This window comes from Pseudomonas fluorescens (assembly GCF_019212185.1).
GTDB lineage: Bacteria > Pseudomonadota > Gammaproteobacteria > Pseudomonadales > Pseudomonadaceae > Aquipseudomonas.
The window spans coordinates 2568408-2589546 of record NZ_CP078138.1 but is presented as its reverse complement, the minus strand read 5'-3'; the positions used below and the strand labels follow the sequence as shown (position 1 = coordinate 2589546).

Here is a 21139-nt window from a genome sequence, read left to right as displayed (position 1 = left end):
AGCACTTCCTCGACTTCGCGCCAGGAAACGCCCTTGAACTCACTGACTGAAATCAAAGCCAAGCTGACTTTTACTTGTTCCCATGAACAGATCCCCGAGGCTCCTGTCGAGGCCGACGTGGTATTCCAGTACGCCCGCTGGTTGCAAAAAAATAACGTGCTCAAGCAGGATAAAACCATTGATGTCGAGATGGAGCGTCTTTACCGCATTGCCGCCGAAAACGGTCATTTCAAGGCCAATATCAACCTGCAAAACGGAGCGATACGTGGGCATTTCAGTCTGCGAGGCCAGGAACACCTGCGCCTCAGCCAGCAACTGATCGATAAGAATGTGGCGACTGGTTATTACTTGGTGGGGATTTTCTTGAAACAGGGCTCGGCCGGTCTGCAGAAAGATCCGGAGATGGCCTTACGTTATTTCCGAAAAGCCGCTGATGAGGGCAATGCCCAAGCTCAGTTCGACATAGCCGAGAAGTTGGCTCCTATCAGTATTGCGCCAGCAGTAGCCTTGTCAATGCGCCAATGTGCTGCCGCGCAAGGTCATGGCAAAGCGGCAAGAGCATTGGGCGTTTACTTATCGACTAAAGAGCGCTACCAGGAAGCTCTTAAAGCGTTCCAGTTAGGGGTAGCAGCGGGCGACAGCGGCGCAGCTTCATTTCTGGAAAATGGCTTTCGAGGTCCCGCGCCGGATGATCAATTGTATTACCTGGGCCACGATGCAGATCTTGAGCGCGCCGAGCGTTACGAGAAAATTGGTGATGTGTTATATGGCTACTCCTACGCCAACCCCAGCGTCCCCGAGATCAACGAAATCGTTCCGTTGCCCCCCGCCAAACTCCCCGCCTGGGACGGCAAACTGCAATGGCTTGAAGAACGCCTCGCCAACATCCCCCCGGAAAAGCCCAGCCCGGCATTGATCCTGCAACTGGCCAAGGCCATGGTCCTCGACCCGGCCACCGGCAAACCTATGCCCGGTTCTCCCGCGTTGCGCGACGCGAGTTTTCACGGACCGACCTGCACCGCCGGTTCAGCCTGCCCGGAAAGCGGTTATTGGACGGTCGATTCGTTCAACTATGAGCGCTACATCCTGGATGTGCACCCCGACACTCGCTACTTCAAACAAGGCGAGATCCTGCCGCCCGTGGCCTGCTCTTACTACCGCACACGCATGTGGCCGCTGTCCCCGCAGAAAACCCCCACCCTTATCTACCCGGGTTGGAAGTTGCTCGGATGATGAGGAGCGATTCGGATATGACCGTCCACCGTGTATGCCGGATGAGCGGGTTACTCCTGTTGTCGAGCCTGCTGTTGGTTGCTTGCGACAGCGGCCGTTCGACCCCGGAAGTAACCTTGAATCCACTGAGTGAAATCAAGGCCAAGCTGGATTTCACCTGCGCCCATGAGCAGATTCCCGCGGCTTCTGCCGAGGCTGATGTGCTGTTCCAGTACGCTCGCTGGCTGCAAAAAAACAACGTGCTCAAGCAAGATAAAACTGTTGATACCGAGATTGAGCGTCTGTATCGCATTGCCGCCGAGAACGGCCACTTCAAGGCCAATATCAACCTGCAGAACGGCGCGATGCGCGGCAACTTCAGCTTACGTGGCCAAGAGCACCTGCGCCTCAGCCAACAACTGATCGATAAGAATGTGGCGACGGGTTACTACTTCGTGGGGATTTTTTTGAAGCAGGGTTCGGCCGGCCTGCAACAGGATCCGGAGATGGCCTTGCGTTATTTCCGAAAAGCCGCTGATGAGGGCAATGCCCAGGCTCAGTACGACATAGCCGAGAAGTTGGCACCGATCAGTATTGCGCCAACAGTAGCCTTATCAATGCGCCAATGTGCTGCAGCGCAAGGTCACGGCATAGCAGCAAGAGTGTTGGGTGTTCACCTATCGACTGATGGACAATATCAAGAGGCAATGGAAGCCTTTCAGTTAGGAGTTGCGGCCGGTGATAGTACCTCTGCTTCTTTCCTGGCAAAAAGTTTCCGAGGCCCCAAGCCAGATGATCAACTGCATTACCTCGCTCAAACCGAAGATCTCGAACGTGCCGAACGTTACGAGAAGATCTGGAAAGTGCTCTATGGCTATTCCTACGTCAATCCCAAAGTCCCGGAACTCAACGACATCGTCCCCCTGCCCCCCGCCAAACTCCCCGCCTGGGACGGCAAACTGCAATGGCTCGAAGAACGCCTCGCCAACATCCCCCCGGAAAAGCCCAGCCCGGCGCTGATCCAGCAACTGGCCAACGCCATGGTCCTCGACCCGGCCACCGGCAAACCACCAACACCTGCAAAAACCGACTCACCGTGCTCTTCTGCTCCAAACCCTCACGGGTGATGCAATGAAACGCCGAGTGGTGATGGCGAGAAGGGATGTTGGCGGGCGATTTACGGGGGGGCGACGCTCAGGATTTGACGATCAACGGGGCTTCTGCAGCCTGCTCGGAGGTGGCTGCGGCCAGGCCCCAGTCGTTCGGCGCATTCCAATCCTCGCCAAACACCTCCACCGGATGCATGGTCCGGTCGGCACCGTTGCCGCAGGCCAGGGATTTGGCCGGGCAATAGCGGTCACAGCCCCAGCAGATGCGCTCGGGGTGGCTGGGGTTGTCGGGGAAATGCTTGGCCATGCCGATCTCCGGGAAGTGAGGGGCGCAGGTTCAATCTAATCCTCTCGCGTGCTGCCGGCCTTGATGCAAATCAAGAATCTGGGGAAGCACCTCTGGGGGAGCATGCTAGCGATGAAGTTGATGCGGTGTGAGCTGATGGCCTCATCGCCAGCAGGCTGGCTCCTACAGGTTTTGTGGTCGACCACAAGGCCGGCGGTGGCCGCGGCAATACAACACACCATTGTAGGAGCGAGCTCGCTCGCGAAAAACGCCCAGACACCGCGTTCATTCTGGATGACGCGGTGTCGCTGAGTTCTTCGCTGGCAAGCCAGCTCCTACATGTTTCGCTGTGACCGCAGTTCTTGTGATCTCTGTGGGAGCTCCGCTGCTAGCGATAGCCGACAACGCGTATATCCTGAATAAACGTCACCTGGAGATAACCCGATGCTCAACAAGAATCCTGCTCCAAACACTGTGCCGCCGCTGTCGACCTGGGACGACCAGGGCATTGTCAGCACCCTCGACAACGAGGCCTTTACCACCCCACCGGCCCTGACCCATGCCGAACTGGTGCACCTGCGGGTGCGGGTGATTGCCCTGGAAAACCTGGTAGTCGCGCTGCTGGCCGAGGGTTCGGAGCGCCAGCGCGAGGTGGCCCGGGAGATGGCCGAGTACATTTCGCCGCGCCCCGGTTTCACCCAACATCCGCTGACCCTGCATGCGGCGCAGCAGATGGTCCACAGTGTGGAGCGCGCCGAACGCTTTCAGCGGCGGGAAGACCCGGCCGGCTGATTTCTTCAAAACTTGATCACAATCATTATTGTTTACAACAAAGCTTCCTAGACTCGGCTTCCCACTCCGCCGTCTCAGGAATCCACCATGCGTACCGCGTTTTCGCTGTCACTCGCCCTGTTCCTGCTCACTCCGCTGGCGCAGGCCAAGGAATACCCGATCGGTGCGCCGCAGTTGTGCCCGGGGCTGGAAGTCGGGGCGGTGTATTTGCAGCCGATCGAAATGGAACCGGCGGGGATGATGCGCGCCACCGCCGATTCCGATGTCCACCTGGAAGCCGACATCCGCGCCACCGCCGACAATCGCCAGGGCTTTCAGGAAGGCAGTTTCGTGCCTTACCTCAACGTCTCGTTCAACCTGAAAAAACAGGGCAGCGACGAGCAGATCCAGGGCGATTTCCACGCCATGGTCGCCAACGACGGGCCGCACTACGGTGACAACGTCAAGCTGCTCGGCCCAGGCAAATACCAACTGACCTTCACCCTGCTGCCACCCGGCGGCCATGGCTCACTGGGCCGTCACACCGACAAGGAAACCGGCGTCGCGCCCTGGTTCGAACGCTGCGAACTGCACTACGAGTTCGTCTACGCCGGCATCGGTAAAAAAGGCGGCTATTAAATGAAACGCCCGCCGATCGCCTGGCTGCTGCTGGCCGCCGCCCTGCCGCTGCCGGCGTTGGCCGAATTGCCCAGCTATGAACTGAGCCTGAACGACGGCCACTTCTCCCCCGCCGTGCTCGAAGTGCCGGCGGGGCAGCGCTTCAAGATCGTCCTGAAAAACATCGGCCAGGGGCCCGCCGAATTCGAAAGCACGCCGTTGCGGGTGGAGAAAGTCCTGTCGCCCGGGGTCACCACCTTCGTCGTCATTCATCCCCTCAAACCCGGTCACTACCCCTTCTTCGACGAGTTCAACCCCCAGCTGCCAGAAGGCGGCATCCTCGCCAAGTGAGCCGTTGACCTACGGAGCTTGCATGAATCAATCAATGTTCATCGTCTGGCGTGAAAGCGTCGAGGCGCTGCTGGTCATCGGTATTCTTCAGGCCTGGATCAGCCAGCAGAGCCAAAGCCACCGGCTGAGTAAATTCCTCTGGAGCGGTGTGCTGCTGGGGCTGTTGCTCTCGGGCCTGCTGGCGCTGCTGATCATGTTTGCCGGCGACGCCATGAGCGGCGCGCTGAACGAATGGTTCCAGGCCGGGATGGCGCTGATCGCCAGTTTGCTGATGGTGCAGATGGTCGGCTGGATGCATCGCCACGGCCGCAGCCTCAAGCAGGACCTGCAGCGCCACGCCGACCAGCATCTGGCTCGCCGGGGTGGCCTGGGCCTGATGCTGCTGGCGCTGCTGGCGGTCAGCCGCGAAGGCAGTGAAACCGTGGTCTTCCTCTATGGCGCCGGGGCGCGGTTGCGCGGGCCGGAGCTGGGGCTGTTCGCCGTTGGCGGGCTGTTGGGCCTGGTGCTGTCGGCGCTGACCATTGTCTTGCTGCACAGCAGTCGACGGTTTATTTCCTGGCGGCGTTTCTTCGCCCTCAGCGAAGCCGTGCTGCTGATGCTCGGCGCCGCATTGCTGGTCAGCGCCAGCGAGCGCATCGGCGGTCAACTGCTGGCCATGGACCTGCCGGAATGGGTCTACGGCAGCGTCGGCGACGCGCTGTGGGACAGCAGCCATTGGCTCAATGACAGCCATGGCATCGGCGGTTTCCTCGCGGGATTCGCCGGCTATCGGGCGACTCCCAGCGCCCTGACCCTGGCGGTGTGGCTCGGTTACTGGCTGCTGATCGCCGGCTGGCTGCGACAACGCCGCGAGGAGCCGCTGCCATGCCTGGGCTGAGTGCGCACAATCGCTGGCTGCAACGCCTGGGCGACGGCATGCGCCGGCACGCGCGAGTGATTCGTGGGCTGCAATGGCTGGTGGTGCTGTTCTACGCCGTGCTGTTGCTACTCCCGGCGATGCTGCCGCTGCCGGACAGCCAGGCGCGGATCCTCGATAACCTGACCCTGCTCGCGCAGTTTCTGTTCTGGGGCATCTGGTGGCCGTTCGTGCTGCTGTCGATTGTGCTGTTCGGTCGGCTCTGGTGCGGCGTGTTGTGCCCCGAAGGCTCACTCAGCGAGTGGGCCAGCCAGCATGGCAAGGGCCTGCGAGTGCCGCGCTGGTTGCGCTGGGGCGGCTGGCCGACGTTGGCGTTCTACCTGACCACCCTCTATGGCCAACTCATCAGCGTCTACGACTACGCCCAGGCGGCGCTGCTGATTCTCGGCGGATCCACCGTGGCGGCGGTACTGGTGGGTTTTCTGTTCGCCCGCGGCAAACGCATCTGGTGCCGCTACCTGTGCCCGGTGAGCGGCGTGTTCGGCCTGCTGGCACGCCTGGCGCCGGTGCATTTTCGGGTCGATGAACAGCGCTGGCTGGAAAACTCCGCCGCGCGCTTGCCACCGCCCAATTGCGCGCCGCTGCTGGATATCCGCCGCATGCGCGGCGCCAGCGACTGCCACGCCTGCGGACGCTGCAGCGGGCAACGCGGGGCGGTGCAATTGATCGCCCGTTCGAGCAATCAGGAGATTGTCCAGGCGAGCGCGCAGAACCTCTCACCCTGGGACGCGCGCCTGCTGCTGTTCGGGGTGATCGGCTTGGCCATGGGCGCGTTCCAGTGGACGGTCAGCCCGTGGTTCATCACCCTCAAACAGAGCCTCGCGCAATGGCTGGTGGAGCACGATCAACTCTGGGCCCTGGCCGATAACGCGCCTTGGTGGCTGCTTACTCACTACCCGCAACTCAACGACAGTTTCAGCTGGCTCGACGGTTTCAGCATCGTCGCCTACCTGGGGCTGAGTTCGCTGCTGCTCGGCGGCGCGCTGGTTCTGATAACAAGGATGGCGGCGCGTTTGGCGGGAGATCGAACACTCTATTGGCCGCTGGCCCTGACACTCACACCCCTGGGTGGCGCCGGGCTGTTTCTCGGCCTGTCGGCGACCACGGTGAAATTGCTGCGCTATGAAGGCCTGATCCTGGACTGGGTGCAGCCGGCCCGAGCGGCGTTGCTGCTGGCGGCGATGGCCTGGAGTCTGCTGCTGGGCTGGCAACGTCTGAACAGCGCGCGTCTGCCTTTGCAACGGCAACTCGCGGCCAGCGCCTGTCTGCTGCTGGCCGTTGGCATGATCGGTGTGGGTTGGTGGCTGCAGTTCTGGGGCTGGGCCTGAATCGCCCTGCCCCGTCATCCGCGCAAGACAAACACCGGGAACAACTCACGCAGTGCCTGCCACAACTCCGGTAGCGCTGCCCCATGGACCGAAAGGCTTGGCAGCAAGGGATCGAACATCTGCTCGGTGCGCACCAGTTGCACCGCGTAGCGCTTGACCCCGCGCTCGCTTAAACGCCGGGCCAGGGTCAGCAGCCGCGTCGGATCGATCAGGTGCCAGTGCACCGTGGTGCGACATTCATAGTCGACCCCGCTGGCCAGCAGATAATCGAGGCTGCACCAATTGGCCGCGCCGCTGCCGCCGACCCGGGTAATCAGCTGGGTATCTTCAGGCAACGCCTTGACGTCGAAGCCCACCCAATCCGCCCCATCCACCGCCTTGGCGAACGCCTGCGGCTTGATCCCGGCGCTGTGCAAACCGATGCGAAAACCCATCTCGCGCACTTCATCCATGGCACCCCGCAGGCCGTGCTGCAAGGTCGGCTCGCCACCACTGAACACCACTGCATCGAGCAAATCCTGACGGCGCTGCAGAAACGCCAGAACCCGCAGCCAGTCCATTTCCTCGGTACCCCGAGGCGGGATCAGTTGCGGGTTATGGCAGTAACGACAACGCCAGGCGCACCCCTGGCAAAACAGCACACAGGCGAGTAGCCCCGGATAGTCGATGGTGGTCAGGGGCAACAGGCCCCCGACCCTGAGCATTCGGCTCATTGGCGCCCGGCCAGCGCCGCGCTTTCAGTGAAATGTACGCGCTCGCGGTGCTCCGATTGTTTGCCCGGGTTGAAGGCCGAGACCGGGCGGTGATAGCCCATCACCCGGGTCCAGACTTCACAGCGTTGACGTTGCGCCTGGGGCAGTGTTGTCGATGCAGTCATGGTGTAGCTCCTTGCGGTTGGGTGGATCGAAATCAGTGGACGCTGGCGGTTTTCTGCGCCTGCAACAGCAGGGCTTCGTCGCATTTCGGGCAGAACTCGTGCTCGCCGGCGAGGTAGCCGTGGACCGGGCAGATCGAGAAGGTCGGGGTCACGGTCAGGTACGGCAGACGGAAGCGCCCGAGGGCCTTGCGCACCAGTTGCTTGCAGGCCTGGGTCGAGGAAATCCGCTCGGCCATGTACAGGTGCAGCACGGTGCCGCCGGTGTATTTGCACTGCAGTTCGTCCTGCAGTTCCAGGGCCTCGAACGGGTCCTGGGTGTAGCCCACCGGCAACTGCGAAGAGTTGGTGTAGTACGGCGCCTCGCGGCAGCCGGCCTGGAGAATCTCCGGGTAGCGCTTCAAATCTTCCCTGGCGAAACGGTAGGTGGTGCCTTCCGCCGGGGTGGCTTCGAGGTTGTAGAGGTGGCCGGTTTCTTCCTGGAAACGCACGAGGGTCGCGCGCACATGGTCCAGCAACTGCACGGCGAAGTGCCGGCCCTGTTCGGTGTGCATGCCCTCCTCGTCGCCGCTGAAATTGCGCAGCATTTCATGCAGGCCGTTGAGGCCGATGGTCGAGAAGTGATTGCGCAAGGTGCCCAGGTAGCGCTTGGTGTAGGGGTACAGGCCGGCGTCCATGTGGTGCTGGATCACCTTGCGCTTGACCTCCAGGCTCTCCATCGCCAGCTCCATCAGCTCATCCACGCGCTGCAGCAAACCGCTGCTGTCGCCCTTGAATAGATAACCCAGGCGCGCGCAGTTGATCGTCACCACCCCCAGCGAACCGGTCTGTTCCGCCGAGCCGAACAACCCGCCTCCGCGCTTGAGCAACTCGCGCACGTCCAGCTGCAGGCGGCAGCACATCGAGCGCACCTGGTTGGGCTGCATGTCCGAGTTAAGGAAGTTCTGGAAGTACGGCAGGCCGTAGCGCGCGGTCATTTCGAACAGGCGGTCGGCGTTTTCGCTATCCCAGGGGAAGTCGTGGGTGATGTTGTAGGTCGGGATCGGAAAAGTGAACACCCGGCCCTTGGCGTCGCCGGCCTGCATCACTTCGATGTAGGCGCGATTGAGCAGGTCCATTTCGACTTGCAGTTCGCCATAGGCAAAGGGCATTTCCTCACCGCCGATTACCGGGATCTGTTCGCGCAAATCCTCCGGGCAGACCCAGTCGAAAGTCAGGTTGGTAAAAGGTGTCTGGGTGCCCCAGCGCGAGGGCACGTTGAGGTTGTAGATGAACTCCTGGATGGCCTGGCGCACTTCGTCATAGGGCAACTGATCCTTGCGCACGTAGGGCGCCAGGTAGGTGTCGAATGAACTGAAGGCCTGGGCGCCGGCCCATTCGTTCTGCAGGGTGCCGAGGAAGTTGACCATCTGCCCCAGGGCGCTGCTCAGGTGCTTCGGCGGCCCGGCTTCGACCCGTCCCGGCACGCCGTTGAGGCCCTCGTGCAACAGGGTGCGCAGCGACCAGCCGGCGCAGTAGCCGGCGAGCATGTCAAGGTCATGCACATGCAGATCCGCCTCGCGATGGGCCTGGCCGATGGCTTCGCTGTAGACCTCGTCGAGCCAGTAGTTGGCAGTGACCTTGCCCGAGACGTTGAGCACCAGGCCGCCGAGGGAATAGCCCTGGTTGGCGTTGGCCTGGACGCGCCAGTCTTCGCGATTGAGGTACTCGTTCATCGACGTCGCGACCTCGACCATGGTCCGCCGGTCGCGGCGCATGCGTCCGTGCTGTTCGCGGTAGACGATGTAGGCGCGCAGCGCGTTGAAGTAACCGGCGTCCATCAACACTCGCTCGACCCGGTCCTGGACCTGCTCGACATGCAGCCGGCTCATACCCTCCAAGCGCGCCAGCACCGCCGGCAACAAGCCCTCGACTTCCAGCTCGGTGTAGTCGCCGGTGGCCTTGCCGGCAGCGATCAACGCCTGGCGGATCTTGTCGGCATCAAAGGCAACCACGTCGCCATTGCGCTTGTGCAAACGGTTGCATCCGGTTGAGATCAACGTACTGTGCATTCAGCCCCCAAACACTACATATAGGTTCTTAATCGTTTAAAAACACAACATGCGGTGCAGGGTACGGAGAAAGTGCGGGGTTGGAATTGATGGATGTCAAGATTGGGTGGGAGAAGTCTTGCTAAATTCCGCAGCCACCGTTGATCCCCTGTGGGAGCTGGCTTGTCGGGCCGCCGCATCGCAGCGATGGCTATTTATCGGTGTACATATCCATTCCTGCGGTAACGGCCGCTTATGGTTTCGCTCTTACAGCGACTCACTTTTCCAAACGCCGAAAAGTAAGCAAAAGGCTTTGCCCCAACATCCGGCCCCCTCGCCTAGGCTCGGGGTACCTTCGCTCCGGCATCCATCCGCGGGTCATCGCCTCCGGTTGGCTTCGCTGCACCTCCTCTCGATGACTGCGGCTGCGCCGTAGCGCGCTACGCGCTCCCCTCGGATGAATGCCTCCACTCAGCCTTCTGTAACGGGGCCGGTGGATCAAAATCAAAAGCAGCCGAGGCGGCCTACCGGCCGGCCTGACTGAGGATCTATGCGGTGGATGAAAATCTTTCGAACGACCAGGACATTGTGGGAGCCAGCCTGCTGGCGATGGTCGTCAACGATGACGCAGCTGTCCTGAATGTACGAGGTGGCCTGGAGAAGTCTTGCTAAATTCCGCAGCCACCGTTGATCCCCTGTGGGAGCTGGCTTGTCGGGCCGCCGCATCGCAGCGATGGCTATTTATCGGTGTACATATCCATTCCTGCGGTAACGGCCGCTTATGGTTTCGCTCTTACAGCGACTCACTTTTCCAAACGCCGAAAAGTAAGCAAAAGGCTTTGCCCCAACATCCGGCCCCCTCGCCTAGGCTCGGGGTACCTTCGCTCCGGCATCCATCCGCGGGTCATCGCCTCCGGTTGGCTTCGCTGCACCTCCTCTCGATGACTGCGGCTGCGCCGTAGCGCGCTACGCGCTCCCCTCGGATGAATGCCTCCACTCAGCCTTCTGTAACGGGGCCGGTGGATCAAAATCAAAAGCAGCCGAGGCGGCCTACCGGCCGGCCTGACTGAGGATCTATGCGGTGGATGAAAATCTTTCGAACGACCAGGACATTGTGGGAGCCAGCCTGCTGGCGATGGTCGTCAACGATGACGCAGCTGTCCTGAATGTACGAGGTGGCCTCTGGCTTTTCGTCGGAACGCCGCCCGGAGCCGGCTCGCTCCCACAGTGGATCTGCGGTGCACGCAGATTTTGCGATCGACCACGAACATTGTAGGAGCGAGCCTGCTCGCGATGGACGTCAACGACAACGCGTGCATTCAGAATGCACACAGCGGTCTCAGGTTTTTCGTCGGAACGCCGCCCGGAGCCGGCTCGCTCCTACAGTGGATCTGCGGTGCATGCAGATTTTGCGATCGGCCACGGAAATTGTAGGAGCGAGCCTGCTCGCGAAGATCGTCAACGACAACGCGTGCATCCAGAATGCACGCGGCGACCTCAGGTTTTTCGCGAGCAGGCTCGCTCCTACAGTGGATCTGCGGTGCATGCAGATTTTGCGATCGGCCACGAACATTGTAGGAGCGAGCCTGCTCGCGATGGACGTCAACGACAACGCGTGCATTCAGAATGCACGCAGCGGTCTCAGGTTTTTCGTCGGAACGCCGCCCGGAGCCGGCTCGCTCCTACAGTGGATCTGCGGTGCATGCAGATTTTGCGATCGGCCACGGAAATTGTGGGAGCGAGCCTGCTCGCGATGGACGTCAACGACAACGCGTGCATTCAGAATGCACGCAGCGGTCTCAGGTTCTTCGCGAGCAGGCTCGCTCCTACAGTGGATCTGCGGTGCACGCAGATTTTGCGATCGACCACGAACATTGTAGGACCGAGCCTGCTCGCGATGGACGTCAACGACAACGCGTGCATTCAGAATGCACGCAGCGGTCTCAGGTTTTTCGCGAGCAGGCTCGCTCCTACAGTGGATCTGCGGTGCATGCAGATTTTGCGATCGGCCACGGAAATTGTGGGAGCGAGCCTGCTCGCGATGGACGTCAACGACAACGCGTGCATTCAGAATGCACGCAGCGGTCTCAGGTTCTTCGCGAGCAGGCTCGCTCCTACAGTGGATCTGCGGTGCACGCAGATTTTGCGATCGACCACGAACATTGTAGGACCGAGCCTGCTCGCGATGGACGTCAACGACAACGCGTGCATTCAGAATGCACGCAGCGGTCTCAGGTTTTTCGTCGGAACGCCGCCCGGAGCCGGCTCGCTCCTACAGTGGATCTGCGGTGCATGCAGATTTTGCGATCGGCCACGGAAATTGTAGGAGCGAGCCTGCTCGCGAAGATCGTTAACGATAACGCGTGCATCCAGAATGCACGCGGCGACCTCAGGTTTTTCGCGAGCAGGCTCGCTCCTACAGGGGGTGAACGGCGCAAACAATCAGGTCGGCTGGCAGGCCGCCTCGTTCGTCGTTACCACTCAACAGGCCGAGCGTTAGCTCGCCTGCCGCTTTTGATCTTGATTCACAGGCCCCGTCGGGAGGCTGAGCGCAGGTATTCATCCGCGGGGAGCGCGTAGCGCGCTGCGGCGCAGCCGCAGTCATCGAGAGGAGGTGCCAGCGAAGCCAACCGGAGGCGATGACCCACGGATGGATACTGGAGCGAAGGGACCCCGAGCCTAGGCGAGGGGCCGGACGTTGGGGCAAAGCCTTTTGCTTACTTTTCGGCGTTTGGAAAAGGGACTCGCCGTAAGGGCGAAACCATAGGTGGCCGTTACCGCAGGAATGGATATGTACACCGGAATTAAGCCATCGCTGCGATGCGGCGGCCCGACAGGCCAGCTCTCACTGTTGAGCGAGCGCTCACAAGACTTAAACTCACCCCCCACTCATATTCATAAACCGCACCACCTGCACCTCCCCCTGCGGATTGAAATCATGCCGCAGCGGCTTACCACGCAAGGCTTTGTGGATCGCCTTGATCACCGGCTGATCATCCAGCGGGTAACGCCGCAACAGCCCACGCAAGTCGAGGGCATTATCCTGGCCGAGGCACAGCAGCAACTTACCTTCGACCGTCATCCGCACCCGATTGCAGCTGGCGCAGAAGTTGTGGCTGCTGGGTGAGATGAAACCGATGCGGGTCTCGGGGTGTTGTGCCAGGCGCACGTAGCGCGCCGGGCCGCCGCTGTTTTCGGTGCTATCGAGCAAGCTGTGGCGGGTGGCGATCAGCGCCCGGACTTCATCGCTGGAACAAAAGGATTCACCCCGGGAACGACCCACATCGCCCAGCGGCATCTCCTCGATAAAGCTGATATCGATGCCCTGGTCGATGGCGTACTGCACCAGCGCCGGCACTTCGTCGAAGTTGCGGCCTTTCATCACCACGCAGTTGAGCTTGATCCGCTCGAACCCGGCCTCCCGCGCCGCTTCGATGCCGTTGAGCACCTGGGCCAGATCACCGTTGCGGGTGATCGCGCGAAATTTCTCCGGATCGAGGCTGTCGAGGCTGATGTTCATGCGCTTGACCCCGGCCTGCACCAGGGGCCGCGCCAGGCGCCCCAGTTGCGAGCCGTTGCTGGTCATCACCAGTTCGCGCAGGCCCGGCAAGGCTGCGATGTTGCGACACAGGTCGACGATGCCCGGACGGATCAGCGGCTCGCCGCCGGTGAGGCGGATCTTGCGCACGCCCATGCCGACGAACAGCGTCGCCAGGCGCTGCAACTCTTCCAGGGTGAGCACCTGCTGACGGGGCAGGAAGGTCATGTTTTTCGCCATGCAATACACACAGCGAAAATCACAACGATCCGTCACCGACATCCGCAGATAATCGATTTGCCGCCCAATTCCATCCAGCATCACAGCGTCCATCACAGCTCCCGGTTTTCTTACTGCACCAGCGGTGAGTCGGCGCCCTGCAGGCGAATGCCGCGAATATCGGCCGCGCCAATCAGGGTTTGCAGGTACTGCACCAGGGCTTTTTGCCAGACGCCCTGCTGCAACTGCGTGCGAATCGCCGTCGCCACCGCCTCATACGGCAAAGGCTGGCCGTCGATGCGCTGGTCGACACTGATCACGTGCCAGCCATAACGACTTTCCAGCGGTTTGGCCGCCAGCCCTGCCTGCAAGGTGAACAGCTGACGCTCCAGCTCAGGCACTGTCTGGCCCTTACTGATCTGCCCCAGCGAACCGCCCTGGGCCTTCGACGGACAGGCCGAATACTTCTCGGCCAGCTCGGCAAAGCTGTCGGGGAAATCCGCCAGCCGTTGCAACAGCACTTCCGCCTGATCGTGGGCCATGCCCCGCGCCTCGGCATCATCCGGCGCGCATTCGAGCAGGATGTGCCGCACCGCCAGCAACGGCGCGCTGTGAAAACGCGCACGGTTGTTTTCGAAGAAGCGCAGGCAGGTTGGCTCGTCGCATTCCGGCACCTGCACTTCACGTTCGAGCAGCAAGCGGGTCGCCGCCTCCTCTTCGTTCTCGCCGGCGCCAATCTCCAGGGACACGCCGAGCTCGGCCACCCGCTGCTGCAACAGCTCGCGGATCACCAGCGCGCTGGCGGCCTGGTACACCGCCTCCTCGCGGCTGTCAGCCGGGTGATACTGCAGCTCCTGGGCCATTGCCTCGGGGCTGATCGAGACTTCGTTGACGCTGATGATCGGCCATTCCTGCTCACTGCTGGCGATCAACTGCGCGGGTGTCTCGGGTTCGACCGCTAAGCCTTCGAACTGCGCCACAACCACTGGCTCAACGACCGGCGCAAGCGCCTCGGCCTTGGCCGAAGAACCGCAACCACCGCTGCCGCCGTTACCGCCGCCACATCCACATCCACCTGACATGATGTTCTCCTCAGAATTTCTGCCGAACGATTTGATAACGACGTCCCAGGTACCAGATCGGCGCGCTGACGATGTGCACCAAGCGGGTGAACGGGAACAGCACGAACAGGGTCAAGCCAAGAAACACGTGGAGCTTGTAGACCAGGCCCACCTCGGCGATCGATTGCGCCGCCTCGATCGGCCGCAGCAGCACCACGTTCTGCGCCCAGTCAGCAAGCATCACCATCACCGAGCCGTCCATGTGCGAGGTCGAGGCGACGATAGTCAGCAGGCCGAGCACCAACTGCGCCAGCAGCACCAGCAGGATCAGGATGTCCGAAGTACTGGACGTGGCCCGCACCCGAGGGTCGCTGAGACGGCGGTTGACCAGCATCAGCAAGCCGATCAGGCACAGCAGGCCGAAGAAGCCGCCGGACACCATCGCCAGCAACTGCTTGTGCTCGGTGCTGATCACGTGGTGATAGACCGAGGCCGGGGTCAGCAGGCCGACAAAGTGTCCGGCCAGCACGAACAGCACGCCGATGTGGAAGAAGTTGCTTGCCACACGCATTCCGCGACCGCTGAGCATCTGGCTGGACCCGGCCTTCCAGGTGTACTGCGACAGGTCGAACCGGGCCCAGCTGCCGATCAGGCAAATCGCCAGGGCGACATAGGGATAAATCCCGAACGCCAACAGATTCCACTTAGACATTGCGTGCCTCCTTGGCCGGCGCGGCGGCCAGCCCTTCATGCTGAAAATCCACCCAGTGCAACGGCACCGCGCTTTCTTCCCGGGCCTTGCCCGGGGCGCTTGGCAGCGAACTGCAACGGTCCTGCTGCTCGGCCTTGAGGAAGTCCACGGCCTCCTCTTCCCAGATCTTGTCGAGGGCTTCGAGGGAGTCGTCGCGCACCTCGGCGGCCACTTGCTCGCGCAAATCGGCCACCGCCTGATGAGGCTCGGCGCCGGCAATCTGCAGCAGCGCGCGGAAGCAGCTGGCGTAGGCGCTTTCACGCTCCTCCAGACGCGCCGCGAGCAACGCCAGCAAGTGCGAAATATCCGCCAGGCCCTCGCGGGCATCGAGGTCGTCGCAGGTCGAGAGGTATTCCAGGTACAGCGGGATGTAGTCCGGCAGCTCCTTGACGCCGATGGCGAAACCGGCGGCGTCGTACTGGGCCATCATGTCGACCATGGCCTGGCCACGGTCGCGGGACTCGCCGTGCACGTGTTCGAACAGCAGCAACGACAGCGCGCGGCCACGGCCGAACAGCGCACCGTAGTGCTCCTGGCCATCCATCAAGTCGTTGCCGCAGATCAGCTCGAGCAACTCGAACAAGGCGCCGCGCTGTTTCGGGCTGATTTCCCGCGACTGCAGAATCGCTTGCTCGAGTTCGTCACGGCCAGTGACCAGGTGTTCGGTCGGGTAATCGAGCAACAGCGAAATCACTTTAAGAATTTGCATGCTCAGTCCTCCCACAACTGTACGGTTTTCAGAACGTCGCGGCGGTTGGCTTTCTTCGCGCCGAACATGTTGGTGTCGGAAGCGCCGCTGCAACCACTGCCGAAGCTGAAACCACAACCGGAGCGTTCGGCGAAGGCGTCGCTCATGGCGTCTTCACGGTGGGCACTCGGCACCACGAAGCGGTCTTCGTAGTTGGCGATGGCCAGGTAGCGGTACATCTCCTCGACCTGTTCCACGCTCAAGCCGACATCCTTGAGCACTTGCAGATCCTGCAGGCCATCGACCTGCTCGGAGCGTTTGTAGGCACGCATCGCCAGCAAGCGTTTCAGCGCGCGCTTGACCGGTTTTTCATCGCCGGCGGTCAGCAGGTTGGCCAGGTAGCGCAGCGGAATACGCAGGCTGTCGACGTCCGGGATCACCCCGTTCATGCCGACGGTGCCGGCCTCGGCAGCGTTCTGGATCGGCGACAGGGGCGGCACGTACCAGACCATTGGCAAGGTGCGGTATTCCGGGTGCAGCGGCAGTGCGAGTTTCCAGTCGACGGCCATTTTGTACACCGGCGAACGCTGGGCGGAGTCGATCACCGACTGCGGTACGCCGTCTTTCAGGGCCTGGCGAATCACTGCCGGGTCGTTCGGGTCGAGGAAGATCTCCAGTTGCTTCTCATAGAGGTCGTGCTCGTTGGCGGTGCTCGCCACTTCGCTGATGCGGTCGGCGTCGTAAAGCAGTACGCCGAGGTAGCGAATACGTCCGACGCAGGTTTCCGAACAGACGGTGGGCATGCCGGCTTCGATCCGTGGGTAGCAGAAAATGCACTTCTCGGATTTACCGCTCTTCCAGTTGAAGTAGATTTTCTTGTACGGGCAGCCGCTGATGCACATCCGCCAGCCGCGGCATTTCTCCTGGTCGATCAGGACAATGCCGTCCTCTTCACGCTTGTAGATCGCGCCGCTCGGGCAGGACGCCGCGCACGCCGGGTTGAGGCAGTGCTCGCAGAGGCGCGGCAGGTACATCATGAAAGTGTTTTCGTACTCGCCGTAGATGTCCGCCTGGATCTTGTCGAAGTTTTTGTCCTTGCGACGCTTGGCGAACTCGGTGCCGAGAATTTCTTCCCAGTTCGGGCCCCACTCGATTTTCTGCATGCGCTTGCCGGAGATCACCGAACGTGGCCGCGCGGTCGGCTGGTGCTCGCCCAGCGGTGCGGTGTGCAGGTGCTGGTAGTCGAAGTCGAACGGCTCGTAGTAGTCGTCGATGCTCGGCAGATCAGGGTTGGCGAAGATGTTCGCCAGCACCCGGAACTTGCCGCCGATGCGCGGGTTGATGCTGCCGTTGGCATTGCGCACCCAACCGCCCTTCCACTTGTCCTGGTTTTCCCATTCTTTCGGGTAACCAATACCAGGCTTGCTTTCAACGTTGTTGAACCAGGCGTATTCCATGCCTTCGCGGCTGGTCCAGACGTTTTTGCAGGTGATCGAGCAGGTGTGGCAGCCGATGCATTTGTCCAGGTTCAGGACCATGCCGATTTGTGAGCGAATCTTCATCTCAGTTCTCCTCGATATCGGTCGGCAACGGACGCGGCAGGTCATCGCCGGTTGAGCCATCGAGCCAGTCAATTTTCGACATTTTGCGCACTACGACGAACTCGTCGCGGTTGCAGCCGACGGTGCCGTAGTAGTTGAAACCGTAGGCCTGCTGGGCATAGCCGCCGATCATGTGGGTCGGTTTGAGCACCACGCGGGTCACCGAGTTATGGTGGCCGCCACGGGTCTTGGTGGTCTCAGAGCCGGGCACGTTCACGATCCGCTCCTGGGCGTGGTACATCATCACCATGCCGTCCTTGACCCGCTGGCTGACCACCGCCCGGGCGGTCAATGCGCCGTTGGCGTTGAAGCACTCGATCCAATCGTTGTCCTCGATGTTGGCGCGCTTGGCGTCGTTCTCCGAGAGCCAGACAATCGGTCCGCCACGGCTCAGGGTGAGCATCAGCAGGTTGTCGCTGTAGGTGCTGTGGATGCCCCATTTCTGGTGCGGAGTGATCCAGTTCAGGACGATTTCGGTCTCGCCGTTGCTGCGTTTGCCTTTGACGCCCTCGATGGTCCGGGTGTTGACCGGTGGCCGATAGCTCATCAATTGCTCGCCGAACGCCTGCATCCACGGGTGATCCTGGTAGAACTGCTGGCGGCCGGTGATGGTGCGCCATGGGATGTTCTCGTGAACGTTGGTGTAGCCGGCGTTGTAGCTGACGTGATCGTCTTCGAGCCCCGACCAGGTCGGGCTGGAGATGATCTTGCGCGGCTGTGCCTGGATGTCGCGGAAGCGAATCGCTTCGTGAGCCTTGGACAGCGCCAGGTGGCTGTGGTCGATGCCGGTGAATTCCGACAGCGCCGCCCACGCCTTGACCGCGACCTGGCCGTTGGTTTCCGGGGCCAGGGAGAGGATCACTTCGGCGGCGTCGATGGCGCTGTCGATTTTTGGCCGGCCTTTGCTGATCCCGGCGGCGGTTTCGTGGTGGTTGAGTTCGCCGAGGAATTTCACTTCATCCTCGGTGTTCCAGTTGATGCCCTTGCCGCCGTTGCCTTGTTTTTCGAGGATCGGGCCGAGCGAGGTGAACTGCTTGTAGATGTTCGGGTAGTCGCGCTCGACCACTTGCAGGTTCGGCGCGTTTTTGCCCGGTTGCGGAGCGACGCCGGCGCTTTTCCAGTCGGTGCCGCCGAAGGGTTGCGCCAGTTCGCCGACGCTGTCGTGCATCAGCGGAACGGTGAGCAGGTCTTTCTCCACACCCAGGTGCCCCTCGGACATGGCCGAGAAGGCTTTGGCGATGCCTTTGTAGATTTCCCAGTCGGAACGGGATTCCCACGCCGGGTCGATGGCCGCCGACAAGGGGTGGATGAACGGGTGCATGTCCGAGGTGTTCATGTCGTCTTTTTCGTACCAGGTAGCGGTCGGCAGGACGATGTCGGAGTACATGCAGGTCGAGGACATGCGGAAGTCCAGGGTGGTCACCAGGTCGAGCTTGCCGATGGCGCCTTCGTCGACCCATTCCGCCTCTTGCGGCTTGCAGTCGCCGGTCTTGCCAAGGTCTTCGTTCATCACCCCGTTCTTGGTGCCGAGCAGGTACTTGAGCATGTACTCGTGGCCCTTGCCCGAGGAGCCCAGCAGGTTGGAGCGCCAGATGAACATGTTGCGCGGGAAGTTCACCGGACTGTCCGGCTGTTCGCAGGCAAAGCGCAGCGAGCCGTCCTGCAGCGACTTGACCACGTAGTCCTTGGGTTCCATGCCGGCCGCCGCCGCGTCGCGGCAGATGTGCAGCGGGTTGGTGTTGAGTTGCGGCGCACTCGGCAACCAGCCGGCGCGTTCGGCGCGGATGTTGTAGTCCAGCGCGTGTTCGGGGAACTGGGATTTATCGGCCAACGGCGAGAGAACATCGTGCATGTTCATTTTCTCGTGGCGCCATTGCGAGCTGTGGGCATAGAAGAAGCTGGTGCCGTTCATTTGCCGCGATGGACGGTTCCAGTCCAGGCCGAACGCCAGGGGCAGCCAGCCGCACTGCGGACGCAGTTTTTCCTGGCCGACGTAGTGCGCCCAGCCGCCACCGGTCTGGCCGACGCAACCGCAGAGCATGAGCATGTTGATCAGCCCACGGTAGTTCATGTCCATGTGGTACCAGTGGTTCATCGCCGCGCCGACGATGATCATCGAGCGACCACGGGTCTTGTCGGCGTTGTCGGCGAACTCACGGGCAATCTGGATGGCTTTTTCACGGCTGACGCCGGTGATTTTTTCCTGCCAGGCCGGGGTGCCGGGCACCGAGGCGTCGTTGTAGTCCTTGGCGACGTTGTCGCCACCCAGGCCACGGTCGATCGCCAGGTTGGCGGCGGACAGGTCGAACACTGTCGCGACCTTGGCCACGCTGCCGTCGGCCAGGGTCAGGCTGTGCACCGGCACCCGGCGAAATTGCACGGCATCACCGGCAACATGCTGGAAGTAGTCGTGGGCTTCGCCGGCGAAATACGGGAAGGCCACTTCGGCGACGTCTTCACCGATCAGGCTGAGCTTGAGGTCGATCTCGCGGCCTTCGCCGCCTTCACGGGGCAGGATGTTCCACTTGCCCTTCTCGCCCCAGCGATAACCGATCGAACCTTGCGGCGATACCAGTTCGCCGTAGGCATCGAGGGCGATGGTTTTCCATTCCGGGTTGTTGTCCTGGCCGAGGTTGTCAGTCAGGTCGCTGGCGCGCAGGAAGCGGTCAGGCTGGTAGCCGGCATCGCCCATGGGCTTGAGCAGCACCAGCACCGGCAAGTCGGTGTAGCGCTTGGCGTAGTCGGTGAAATAGGCGCTCGGCTTGTCGAGGTGGAATTCCTTGAAGATCACATGGTTGAAGGCCTGGGCCAGTGCGGCGTCGGTGCCCTGTTTCGGGTTGAGCCAGAGGTCGGTGAGCTTGGCGACTTCCGAATAGTCCGGGGTGATCGATACAGTCTTGGTGCCCTTGTAACGAACTTCGGTGAAGAAGTGCGCATCCGGCGTACGGGTCTGCGGGACGTTGGAGCCCCAGGCAATGATGTAGTTGGAGTTGTACCAGTCGGCCGATTCCGGCACGTCGGTCTGCTCGCCCCAGACCATCGGCGAGGCCGGTGGCAGGTCGCAGTACCAGTCGTAGAAGCTCAGGCAGGCGCCGCCGATCAGCGACAGGTAACGGGCGCCGGCGGCGTAGCTGACCATCGACATGGCCGGGATCGGCGAGAAGCCAACGATGCGGTCCGGGCCATATTGCTTGATGGTGTAGACGTTGGACGCCGCGATGATCTCGTTGGCTTCGTCCCAGCTGGAACGAATGAAACCACCCATGCCGCGCTTGCTTTTATACGAGTCGGCCTTGGCCTTGTTCTCGACAATGCTCGCCCAGGCCTCGACCGGCGCCAGGGTCCGCCGTGCCTCGCGCCACAATTTCAGCAGCGGCTTGCGGATTTTCGGATACTTGAGGCGGTTGGCGCTGTAGATGTACCAGCTGTAGCTGGCGCCACGCGGGCAGCCACGAGGCTCGTGGTTGGGCAGGTCGTTACGGGTGCGCGGGTAGTCGGTCTGCTGGGTCTCCCAGGTGATCAGGCCGTTCTTCACGTAGATTTTCCACGAGCACGAACCGGTGCAGTTCACCCCGTGGGTCGAGCGCACGATCTTGTCATACTGCCAGCGCGAGCGGTAGACGTTCTCCCAGTCGCGGGACTCTTTGCGAGTCTCGCCATGGCCTTCGGAAAACTCGTTTTGCTTGCGGTTGAAAAACCGCAGTTGATCCAGTAAATGACTCACGGTGTAGTCCTCTCAGGCTTGCTGCGGGGTTCTGCGCCCCGCCCACGCAATGGTTGGATTCA

General features: G+C 61.6%; 18 protein-coding genes. 8 read left to right on the top strand and 10 right to left on the bottom strand.

The window, feature by feature from the left end; translation table 11 throughout:
• Nucleotides 1–33: 33 nt before the first annotated feature.
• Together KW062_RS11855 and KW062_RS11850 are read left to right on the top strand one after the other, a co-directional pair.
• The gene (locus KW062_RS11855) at nucleotides 34–1233 is read left to right on the top strand and encodes an SEL1-like repeat protein (RefSeq protein ID WP_327192036.1); all 1200 of its coding nucleotides are present in this window, start codon (nucleotides 34–36) and stop codon (nucleotides 1231–1233) included.
• Between the two features lie 17 nt (nucleotides 1234–1250).
• Nucleotides 1251–2339, top strand: a complete 1089-nt coding sequence (locus KW062_RS11850; RefSeq protein ID WP_371321434.1) for an SEL1-like repeat protein — start codon at nucleotides 1251–1253, stop codon at nucleotides 2337–2339.
• A 67-nt stretch (nucleotides 2340–2406) separates the two neighbouring features.
• On the opposite strand, the gene KW062_RS11845 is transcribed toward KW062_RS11850, so the two are convergent.
• Entirely contained in the window at nucleotides 2407–2628 is a 222-nt protein-coding gene (locus tag KW062_RS11845; RefSeq protein ID WP_105756083.1) for a DUF3079 domain-containing protein, read from the bottom strand.
• A gap of 423 nt (nucleotides 2629–3051) precedes the next feature.
• Between KW062_RS11845 and KW062_RS11840 the strand changes: the two genes are divergently transcribed.
• The 5 genes from KW062_RS11840 to KW062_RS11820 all read left to right on the top strand — a co-directional run bounded on the left by KW062_RS11840 (nucleotide 3052) and on the right by KW062_RS11820 (nucleotide 6591).
• The gene (locus tag KW062_RS11840; RefSeq protein WP_027620408.1) at nucleotides 3052–3399 is read left to right on the top strand and encodes a hypothetical protein; all 348 of its coding nucleotides are present in this window, start codon (nucleotides 3052–3054) and stop codon (nucleotides 3397–3399) included.
• Nucleotides 3400–3486: 87 nt separating this feature from the next.
• Nucleotides 3487–4017: an iron transporter gene (locus tag KW062_RS11835; protein WP_105756084.1), complete on the top strand. Its 531-nt coding sequence runs from the start codon at nucleotides 3487–3489 to the stop codon at nucleotides 4015–4017.
• Nucleotides 4018–4347, top strand: a complete 330-nt coding sequence (locus tag KW062_RS11830) for a cupredoxin domain-containing protein (protein WP_027620410.1) — start codon at nucleotides 4018–4020, stop codon at nucleotides 4345–4347.
• A gap of 22 nt (nucleotides 4348–4369) precedes the next feature.
• Nucleotides 4370–5224 carry an FTR1 family iron permease gene (locus KW062_RS11825; RefSeq protein ID WP_027620411.1) on the top strand — a complete coding sequence of 285 codons (855 nt, stop codon included), beginning with the start codon at nucleotides 4370–4372 and terminating at the stop codon, nucleotides 5222–5224.
• A complete protein-coding gene (locus tag KW062_RS11820) occupies nucleotides 5212–6591 on the top strand; it encodes a 4Fe-4S binding protein (protein WP_105756085.1) in 1380 nt (459 codons plus the stop codon). Before KW062_RS11825 ends, KW062_RS11820 begins: the two co-directional genes overlap by 13 nt.
• Before the next feature lie 14 nt (nucleotides 6592–6605).
• On the opposite strand, the gene KW062_RS11815 is transcribed toward KW062_RS11820, so the two are convergent.
• Genes KW062_RS11815 through KW062_RS11805 form a run of 3 tightly spaced genes read right to left on the bottom strand, consistent with a single transcriptional unit; the run spans nucleotide 6606 to nucleotide 9516 of the window.
• On the bottom strand, nucleotides 6606–7304 hold the full coding sequence (locus KW062_RS11815) for an anaerobic ribonucleoside-triphosphate reductase activating protein (RefSeq protein WP_177433294.1): 699 nt from the start codon (nucleotides 7302–7304) through the stop codon (nucleotides 6606–6608).
• Nucleotides 7301–7468 carry an anaerobic ribonucleoside-triphosphate reductase gene (gene nrdD, locus KW062_RS11810; protein ID WP_027620414.1) on the bottom strand — a complete coding sequence of 56 codons (168 nt, stop codon included), beginning with the start codon at nucleotides 7466–7468 and terminating at the stop codon, nucleotides 7301–7303. Before nrdD ends, KW062_RS11815 begins: the two co-directional genes overlap by 4 nt.
• Before the next feature lie 32 nt (nucleotides 7469–7500).
• Nucleotides 7501–9516 (bottom strand): ribonucleoside triphosphate reductase, encoded by a 2016-nt coding sequence (locus KW062_RS11805; protein WP_105756087.1) that lies wholly within the window; start codon nucleotides 9514–9516, stop codon nucleotides 7501–7503.
• Nucleotides 9517–11197: 1681 nt separating this feature from the next.
• Here KW062_RS11805 and KW062_RS28890 point away from each other — a divergent pair.
• Complete coding sequence (locus KW062_RS28890) at nucleotides 11198–11821, top strand: hypothetical protein (RefSeq protein ID WP_256350984.1); 624 nt, start codon at nucleotides 11198–11200, stop codon at nucleotides 11819–11821.
• 552 nt (nucleotides 11822–12373) lie between these two features.
• On the opposite strand, the gene moaA is transcribed toward KW062_RS28890, so the two are convergent.
• The 6 genes from moaA to KW062_RS11765 are packed head-to-tail and all read right to left on the bottom strand — an operon-like array spanning nucleotide 12374 to nucleotide 21077.
• Nucleotides 12374–13366, bottom strand: a complete 993-nt coding sequence (moaA, locus tag KW062_RS11790; protein WP_105755626.1) for a GTP 3',8-cyclase MoaA — start codon at nucleotides 13364–13366, stop codon at nucleotides 12374–12376.
• 17 nt (nucleotides 13367–13383) lie between these two features.
• Complete coding sequence (locus KW062_RS11785; protein ID WP_105755627.1) at nucleotides 13384–14334, bottom strand: peptidylprolyl isomerase; 951 nt, start codon at nucleotides 14332–14334, stop codon at nucleotides 13384–13386.
• Nucleotides 14335–14344: 10 nt separating this feature from the next.
• Nucleotides 14345–15025, bottom strand: a complete 681-nt coding sequence (narI, locus tag KW062_RS11780) for a respiratory nitrate reductase subunit gamma (RefSeq protein WP_027620418.1) — start codon at nucleotides 15023–15025, stop codon at nucleotides 14345–14347.
• The gene (narJ, locus tag KW062_RS11775) at nucleotides 15018–15773 is read right to left on the bottom strand and encodes a nitrate reductase molybdenum cofactor assembly chaperone (protein WP_027620419.1); all 756 of its coding nucleotides are present in this window, start codon (nucleotides 15771–15773) and stop codon (nucleotides 15018–15020) included. The genes narI and narJ overlap by 8 nt, the downstream gene beginning before the upstream one ends.
• Nucleotides 15774–15775: 2 nt before the next feature.
• Nucleotides 15776–17314 carry a nitrate reductase subunit beta gene (gene narH / locus KW062_RS11770; protein WP_027620420.1) on the bottom strand — a complete coding sequence of 513 codons (1539 nt, stop codon included), beginning with the start codon at nucleotides 17312–17314 and terminating at the stop codon, nucleotides 15776–15778.
• 1 nt (nucleotide 17315) lies between these two features.
• Complete coding sequence (locus tag KW062_RS11765; protein ID WP_027620421.1) at nucleotides 17316–21077, bottom strand: nitrate reductase subunit alpha; 3762 nt, start codon at nucleotides 21075–21077, stop codon at nucleotides 17316–17318.
• Between the last annotated feature and the right edge of the window lie 62 nt (nucleotides 21078–21139).